Source organism: Methyloglobulus sp. (assembly GCF_040079455.1).
Lineage (GTDB): Bacteria > Pseudomonadota > Gammaproteobacteria > Methylococcales > Methylomonadaceae > Methyloglobulus.
In genome coordinates this window covers 1-8729 of the sequence record NZ_JBEBKJ010000108.1, presented here as the reverse complement: position 1 = coordinate 8729, position 8729 = coordinate 1, and the positions used below count along the sequence as shown (strand labels likewise).

The window sequence follows — 8729 nt, the reverse complement described above, 5'->3', positions numbered from 1 at the left end:
CGACCTCGACTGCGACCAAGCGGCGATCGAAGCGATCTACCAAAAACGGTGGAAAGTGGAGGTCTTCCATAAAACCCTCAAATCCAATACGGCGTTGGCAAAGTCGCCGACGCAACGGGTCAGGACGCAAGGCAACCCTGTCTTCCTGTCGATCTATGCCGCCTTTCGCCTGGAGTGCCTCGCAATAAAACACAAGCTCAACCCGTTCGCGCTCAGGGCCAAGTTGTATTTGAAAGCCATGATGAAGAACCACCTCTCCATGAAAACGCAAAGTGATAAGAAATATAAGCCGCCCAAAAACAGCACGTTGCAATTTATCGATGTACACCGGATCTTTACTGAGCGAACCAAAGTATGTAAGCTGTCGTCGCTTAGGAGAAATGTCGATAAAAGTGAAAACAAGACGAAAAATGATTGTTTTCTGGAGATGCTGGAGGCCGTTTTAGCGTGGGGACTTAAGCCGGCCATAGTGACGGGTGATAGCTGGTACAGTTGCGTGAAAAACCTTAAAGTGATAAAAAACCATGTCTTGGGGTTTATGTTTGCGGTCAAAAGCAACCGCAGGGTTTCAATGGGAAAGGGAACTTGGCAGCAAGTTCAAATGCCCGATTTCCCTGAAAACGGCTTGATTGTGTGGTTGAAGGAATATGGGGGCGTTAAACTTTTTCGGACACAGCTAAAAGACCAGTTGCGCCATTATGTGGTTTATCTGCCCAAAGAAGAAAAACTCAGCCAGTTCGGTCGTCGGGCATTTGGCCTTGAACATGATAAGCATTGGCAAATCGAACAATATCATCGCGCCATCAAACAGGTTTGTAATATCGAAAAGTTTCAAGTGCGCGGTAAGCAGGCAACGAAGAACCATTTGTTTGCCGCTATTTTTGGTTATGTGCAATTACAAACACTTACGACGACCCAGGCCATCATGAACTGTTACCAAATACGACACGAATTGTTCAAAAATGTCATTGCTTCTTTCATTTCTAAATTTATCCTTGGAAAGGAAAGTTTAAATCCACTTTTTTCGTCCGCCGTCAATGCGTAACTTCTATATTGATCAGGAAAAACAACGATGCTCGATCGCTTGAAAGTTTAGTAGTAGACGGCCCCAGCGTGCCAACTGTTGAGCAAGAGGGATATCCATCGGGGCATCCAAATTGCCGCCCATGGCTATTTCACGGACAACGTTCAGTTTTGTTTCATATTAGAAACAAGCACCACCTTTAGCTTTGTAGCATATTTGAAGCGAGTTGAATTGACTTTATATAAAAATACCTTACGTTAAATTTGTATTCAGATTAAAGCTGCATTTACCCTTAAATAATTAAATTTGGTAAACCCCCAGCTATGCCGGGGGACTCACAAAGGTTTGACCTGTGAGACGGTCTGGACGATTCTCTGAAACTCGGCCAAGAGTAAGGAGAATTAACTATGCGAGAGTGCCAAAGTTTGAGTCATACGAAGTGGAATTGCATATACCACATTGTGTTTATACCAAAGAGAAGAAAGAAAGTGATATTTGGAAAGTTACGAAAGCCTTGGGCAATTGTTTCATGAATTAGCCAAACAGAAAGGCTGTGAAATAGTGGAGGGGCATCTGATGTCAGACCATGTGCATCAGCATACCGCCCAAATATGCGATTTCGAATGTGGTCGGTTTTATGAAAGGCAAGAGCTCTATCTCCATGGCGAGGCGATTTATGGGAAAAACCCAAAACTTTACCGGAGAAAAATTTTGGGCCCGAGGATATTTTGTATCGACGGTGGGATTGGATGAAGAGGTTGTGAGGGCGTATATCCGGGAGCAAGAAAAAGAAGAGGGGCGCTATGAACAACTGGCATCGAAAAGCTTAGATCTAAAGAATCAGCTAAGCGGAGGAAGTGTCCAGTTTTAGTTGGCCATCACAGTTGCACACACTTAATTATGTAGATAGTTATGCTGCTATTAACAGGCGAACAACATAGCCGACCAATTAATTACGAAACATAGCTTCTCCTTCTTAGCAAGCTAAAGACTGCCTTAACTCACTCAGCTTGGCTATATCATGGGGCATATGCTTGGCCACACAAGTCGCGGATTCTTTGGGTTTGACCTTATGGACAAAGTTGTAACGAGCCACATGATAATTGACTTCGCCAGTGTTACATTTTCCTGAAAAATTTCTTTTCATTTTATGCAATTCGGCAGCACGGTAGGCGGCCAAGGGCTTAGCTTGCTCATCCCTTTGCCTGGTATTGCGTTTTTCTTCGATTATCTGTAGGTACTCGGGATGTAGGGTCATTGCTTCCGCATTTTGCCGGACTTGTTCTAAGTAGTTGGTGTAATCATCAGGTAGTATTTCATCAATGTAGCCGATAGCCTTGGCCTTTTTCGTGCCAATAGGCAATGTAGCTTGCGTTAATTCCAGCGCCTTCATCGGCCCAACCCGTTTTGGTAACGAATAGGTCCAGTATTCCGAACCATATAAACCCATGGCTTTATAATGCGGATTAAAAATCACGCCCTTGCGCGCCCACACTTTGTCAGCCGCCAAAATAGCCATTGCGCCGCCTGCGCCACAACCACCCCAAACTGCAGAGACCGTCAATTTGCTTTCTGTCGTAAGGATTGCAAGTACGACATCATCTATCGCGTTGATGTTACGCCAGGATTCCTTGGCCGGATTTTCTGCCGCTTCGATGGTGTTGAGATGGACACCATTAGACCAAAAATCACTGCCGCCCATTAATACCAGGACTTTGGTGGGCCGTAGCTGTGCCAAACGGTATGATTCCAATAAGCGCCGACATTGTTCGGTGCTCATCGCACCGTTATGAAAATCGAAATGCAGATAACCGACCTGGTTTTTTTCTTCATACCAGATTTCCTTAAAGGTAAGTTCCGTTCCCATGAATAATGGATCAATGGGGGATTCCGGTATTTTATCGACAACCTTGCCTAACACTTTTGTCGCCGGGAGCTTGAAATCAAATTGTTTTTCATGTGCTAGTAAACGCTTATAGAGTGGTACTTTTGCGGTATTCTTGCGCTTCAAGTGCGAGATCCAGACTGCGCCGTCTATGGTCGCACGGCAAATGGCACCGTGACGTTTTGCTATGATTGCCCCAGGCTGCCAACCTTGGAAAAGACCCTCCCAGACAGTTTTAGAACTTTCTTGATGGGCACCGTACAAATAATATTCCTGGTTATCGATGACATCCAGCACACCGGGCGCACTATCGGCGGCATTGATTTTTTTGATAATCGTTGCGGCATCGTCATTTGCCCAATCGATTCTGCGCTCTTGTTGCTTCATTTGGGGACGCAGCTCACCACGCACATCGGGTTTTGAATAATCCAATGGTTCAGGTGTAAAAGTCTTGGTTTCGAACCGTTCGACTGCCTGAAGCATCGCCTTGATTGCGGCTTTAGTCACTTCTCGGCGATAGATGCTGGCTTTGCTGGCTTGCCGCATTTTAAATGTTTCGGTCGCCCAAATATCACCGGCATCCATTTCCTCCACAGCCTGCAACACGGTCACACCCCATTCCTGTTCACCATTCATTATCGCCCAGTCCAGGGAAGAAGCCCCCTGGTCGCCGACAATGCCAGGATGGACAATGAGGCAAGTATGATTGCTCCAGACATCTTCCGGAATTTTTTCTTTTAAAAACGGGCAGATAATTAAATCGGGCTGAAAAAATGTCACCCGTTTTCTGATATAGTCAGGATTGAGCGCCAAGGTTATCGAGATGTCATGGCCCAATGCTTCCAACTCCATATGGGCACGTTGACATAAGCCGTTATAGGCTGATGATATTAGTAATATTCTCATGATGTATCTCCTTTATTGGATGTTAACTTTGTGATTATCGTTTGCTAAAGCGGTTAATGGTTTCGCAAAAAAGCGTAGCTATCAGCCTTTCCGGCCATCAACCGCCACACCCGATGTTCTCCCACATGTACATCCCGCTCTCATGCAATTCCACTTCTCTTAATTGTTGGGTTGCAGTGTGGTGTTTGGTGCGTAATTCAGCCAGTTCCTGGGCGAATTGTTTTGCCGTTACGGTGGCAGCGTCTTGTTTCGCACCTAGAACGGCTATTTGAACGCTCCATTCTTTAAGTTGGTTCGTTAATGTTTGGCTGGCTTCACCTGTTGTTTTCATGATATTCACCATTAAATATGTGATTAAAAAGATACTCATTTACGCGTAGGTGTAAGTGAGAATGATTTGTTAATTATTCGCTATCAATAATTGAGTCGTTTGTGGCTTTAAACGGGTTCAAAAAAAATTGCACAGAAAATTATTTATTTGTCCTTTAACAAGGCCATTACACGAAGCACAGAGACTTAGGGGTAAATTCAGTGAACTAAAAAACATAAACAATGAGTGCAGATTACTTGGGGTAACCTATTCTTAACTAAAGTCATTGTCGTTTTTGGTGGGAGCTACAAAATTCTGTAAGAACTCAATGGAACTGCGGAATTGATTAATTGGTCGGTTAACCCCACCCAAAGTAAAATCAATTGATACTGACTCCATCCATTTTTATGTTGGAGTTCTGTCATCAGTCAAAAAATACCGAGGGTTTAGGCTAGACCCTCGGTAAGCGAGAAAAACGCTATAAGTATTGGAAACCTGACCTACTCCTTAGGTAGGGTAAGAAGCATTTTCGAGCCAAATCCATAAGATGTTGCCACAGCAAAAGCTGCTTCCTTAAAGGGTCTAATTACGTTACCTAAGCCAATAATGTCTGCCCTACCATTGCCAGTAAAGTCAGTGACAAAACGTGGGTGCGCTACCGCAAAGTCATCAAGTGAGGCAAGGGAAGTGCCAGCAGTGCCAAATGGACTATAAGTATCAGCAACCCGCCAACCACTCTCATAGTCGAATTCGGGTTGTGGCGCAGTAATTGGTGAAAATGAGATTCCGGTAGACAATGAGACATAGACTGCATCTTCTCCAAAACCAACAATATCGGCTTTGCCATCCCCATTGACATCGCCAAGCTGCCTTTCGTGTCTGTATACACTCCAACCTCCAGCGCCGATAGCAAAATCATCTATCCAGCGACCCTTGTAGTCAAAGCTTGAGCCTGAAGACAATGCCACATGGACTCCATCCCCACCAAAGCCAACAATATCGGCTTTGCCATCACCATTTATATCCGCAACATGCCTGACATGTTGTCTCTTGTCCCAACCCGTGGTCGGATTAAAATCGCTACTCCACCTGGGCTGGAACGTGAAACTAGTACCCGTTGACAGTGCCACGTAAACGCCAAAGTTGCCAAATGCAATTAGATCAGCTTTTTTGTCGCCATTTACATCAGCCACACGGCGTTCATGGTCTGCTATACGCCATGCTCCCGATAAATAAGCATAATCGTTTATCCACTTACCTTTAAATTCAAATTGGGTGCCTGTTGAAGTGGCGACATAAACACCTTTTTCACCAAAGCCAACAATATCTGCCCTACCATCACCATTGACATCGGCAACACGGCGCACGTGTCTGGTTGTCCGCCAACCCGAGTTATAGCCAAAGTTGGCAATCCACTGTTTGAAGGGTTGGTATCCAGAAAGGGTTGCCAAAGCTACCTCCGTCCCCATCTCACCAAAACGGATCATGTCTTCCCGCTTGTCGTTATTGACATCGCCAAATTCAAATTGCACATCCTGACATAAATGTAGCAAATGGTTATTGATACTTTTGGCATCTCTAACGGCGAACTTGGTACTGCAGGCCTGGATTCTTCGTTCGAGACTATAAGGTTTTACTACCGGGCTTGGATAGAGAGGATCGGGGGTTAGCATCGCGGCAACTGCACCCGCAACATGTGGGGCTGCCATCGAAGTGCCACTGTTGGTAAAATAAGCACTGTCATCGTGAGGATGTGCTGAACGAATATCTACACCAGGCGCAAAAACATCAACGCAACTTCCCCAGTTTGAACCTACCCAACGGGCATCGGTGTCGATGGTCGCGCCCACGGTAATTGCCCCACTCACCCGACCTGGTGAAGCACTGCAGGCATCCACATCATTGTTCCCAGCAGCAGTGATATAGTTGATATTATTGGCAATGGAGGTTGCAACTGCTTCATCAATCCAGCGGCTTGGGGTGGATGTAGTAAGGCTCATATTGGCTACAGCAGGATACCGTGCATTGTTTGTCACCCATTCTACTCCATGGGTAATACTTTCGACTGACCCAAAACCATCACAACCTAAAACACGCACGGGGATCAGTGTTACTTCTGTGGCTATCCCCACGGTCTTGCCGCCGATCGTACCGGCTACATGTGTGCCATGTCCAATGTCACTGCAATCATTGGTCCCCTGACCATCAAAAATAAAGGTGGCCCCTGCTGCAACGCGGTTACCAAACTCTTGATGTGTTCGCCGAATACCCGTATCAAGAACATAAACATTGACCCCACGTCCTGTCTTTTGTGGATTAAATGAATCATCAAGTGGCAGGTCGTGCTGGTCAACTCTATCCTGACCCCACGAAGCAGGAAAGGCTAGTGAAGTGATGCTATCGGTTTCCACCTTGGCATTAGTTGGTTTTTCAAGAGAGATAATTCTATTTGCTTCTACATATGCAACATTGGGGTTCTTTCTGATTTGCTCCAAAGCTGTGTCTGTCATTTTCGCAGCAAAGCCTTGAAAGCCTTTCATCACATACTGCGAGGTCATGGATAAGCCAGCAACAGCACTAAACGCGCTAAGGCTGGCCTTAAGCTGATTGTCTTTTTTCATGGCCACAAGGTAAGAACCTGGAATTCGCTTAGGATCATCCATGCCATAAAGCGGAGCCCCTAAACCTTGATCAGGTGTTGAAGCAGTCGGAGTCGCGGGTACAGTAGTTGCGGCTTCGGCAACTTCCTCCGGCGATTCCTCCGAATCGACCATATCAATGGCCTGGGCAGGGTTGCAGACCAGCGACCAGGTAAGAGCTGAGACTACCGCAAATAAAGCGGGATTCCAGCGGGGAAAATGTCGTGATTTCATAGCTAATTACTCCTAAAGAATATCTAAGTTAAGTCTCGTAGGTGAGTCGCCTAAAGCGCCTACTGTTGGTACGGCTTTTTATAAGTCCCAATACTATTGCTGATGTTGGCATCAGGCAGCAGCATCGTTAGTCGTCCCGGTACAGTGCACAATCCGCGAGGCGTTATTTTGAATAACACCTTCCACAAATTGAGTGCCGCCAAATGAAGTTCGCGTACGGGTACTAAAAATGCGCGTATCAAACTTTTTGTAAGCTCCTACAAAATCGCTGACGTTGACATCAGGTAGCAGCAAGGTCAGCGTATCGGTGTGACGATCAGGGACGGTAGCCCGGGTAATGGTCAACAGGTGTCCCAGCACCGTGACTTCATCTGTGATTTCTGCTTCGAAGCCAGAATAATATTTGCCGCCAATCGCGAACTTAAGGGTATAGGGCGTCCCCGAATCTGTCGCGAAGTAATTGACCGTTACTCCGGCTCCACTGCATTCATAAAGGCCCGCAGGTGTTGCGGCAAGGCTTGAGGCGCTAAATAAGGCTAGGCCCAGAGATAGTAATATTTTCATGATAAACTCCTATATTAAAAACAATACTCATTCACGAGTAGCCGTAAGCGAGGATGGCTTGTTAATTAATCACCATCAGTAATTGAGTCGTTTGTGGTTTTAAATGGGTTCAAAAAAACATAAATTCAGTGCAACTATTCTGAATTTTTTACAAGGAGCTTTATTTAGCTGTCATTTCGACCATCGGGAGAAATCTTGAACGTTGGCCTATGAATTTGAGGCTTAAGATTCCTCGCTGCGCTCGGAATGACAAAAATCGCTGGATAGTTACAATTCAGTTAGCTAAAAACCTAACAAGGAATGCTGATTAGTTGGAGGAACCTTTCCCTAACGAAAGTTTTTGTTGTTCTGAATAGATATTTCGACATTCGATTAGAACTGAATGAATCTGCCGAATTGATTAATTGGAAGGTTATCCAGTAGTGTTTTTGTGCCTAATTCTTGGGGATTTCGGAATTTAGATATATACACCTTGCTGGGAAAGCTTCCTTTGTCAGACAAGCCGGATAATTTCAGTATGGAGAGGGCATACAAGCGACGCACCAGAGGAGAGGTGACGGTTCGAGGGTAACCCCAGGCGGTGGCAGTAACAACACATTAGAACGAACTATTTTATTGTTCAAATACAGGGTAACAATGTCACCATCCGCTACGCCAGCGTCATAGAGTTGTATGACAACTTGTTGTTTACGGAAGATGGTTTGCGCAAGGGAATGTTGCGGTTTTGTTGGGGGTGCTACAGCAGCAGCGGCGAATGGTTGGCTAGGCAGTAGAGGAGCCAATGTATTTGGTTGCGTTTGGCATTCATCGGTACTGCCATTAGCAGACCGCTTGGTGGCAACACGCCAAAGTATAAGACGATCTTCTAAATCCGGTATCATTGCCATCCACTCTGTGTTTTGCGGACAATTGTGATTTCGATTATCCCGGATTCCACTGCGTTTCATCCAGGCTACCATTGCTATAGTCAATGGCGATACTGAGTGTGGCCAGTTTCATGCAAGCTACTCGTCATCCTCCAAGCCATCTAATCTCAACGGATACTGCGGATTGAGTTCGGCATCCAATATCTTAGGTTCAACCGGTTCGTTGCTCTGGTTAAACCACAATCGGCACCAGACGCGAGTCTCACCTGTTTCTATGTCACCTGGAGAATCCCCTATATAT

Annotated in this window: 5 protein-coding genes and 3 pseudogenes; 3 read left to right on the top strand and 5 right to left on the bottom strand. The window is 45.6% G+C overall.

Annotation, left to right across the window (positions count from 1 at the left end):
* From ABL924_RS16825 to tnpA, 3 pseudogenes are all read left to right on the top strand, one after another.
* Positions 1-238: pseudogene (locus ABL924_RS16825) on the top strand (IS701 family transposase); the annotation flags it as partial.
* A 147-nt stretch (positions 239-385) separates the two neighbouring features.
* Positions 386-1045: pseudogene (locus ABL924_RS16820) on the top strand (transposase); the annotation flags it as partial.
* A gap of 386 nt (positions 1046-1431) precedes the next feature.
* Positions 1432-1895 (top strand): annotated as a pseudogene (tnpA, locus tag ABL924_RS16815) (IS200/IS605 family transposase).
* A gap of 105 nt (positions 1896-2000) precedes the next feature.
* Here tnpA and ABL924_RS16810 read toward each other — a convergent pair.
* From ABL924_RS16810 to ABL924_RS16790, 5 genes are all read right to left on the bottom strand, one after another.
* Positions 2001-3815: a hydrogenase maturation protein gene (locus ABL924_RS16810; RefSeq protein WP_349028256.1), complete on the bottom strand. Its 1815-nt coding sequence runs from the start codon at positions 3813-3815 to the stop codon at positions 2001-2003.
* 97 nt (positions 3816-3912) lie between these two features.
* Positions 3913-4146, bottom strand: coding sequence for a hypothetical protein (locus ABL924_RS16805; protein ID WP_349028255.1), 234 nt, complete (start codon positions 4144-4146; stop codon positions 3913-3915).
* Between the two features lie 479 nt (positions 4147-4625).
* A complete protein-coding gene (locus tag ABL924_RS16800; protein ID WP_349028254.1) occupies positions 4626-6998 on the bottom strand; it encodes a S8 family serine peptidase in 2373 nt (790 codons plus the stop codon).
* Between the two features lie 111 nt (positions 6999-7109).
* A complete protein-coding gene (locus ABL924_RS16795; protein WP_349028253.1) occupies positions 7110-7562 on the bottom strand; it encodes a hypothetical protein in 453 nt (150 codons plus the stop codon).
* Positions 7563-8074: 512 nt separating this feature from the next.
* A complete protein-coding gene (locus ABL924_RS16790) occupies positions 8075-8509 on the bottom strand; it encodes a hypothetical protein (protein WP_349028252.1) in 435 nt (144 codons plus the stop codon).
* Positions 8510-8729 lie beyond the last annotated feature (220 nt).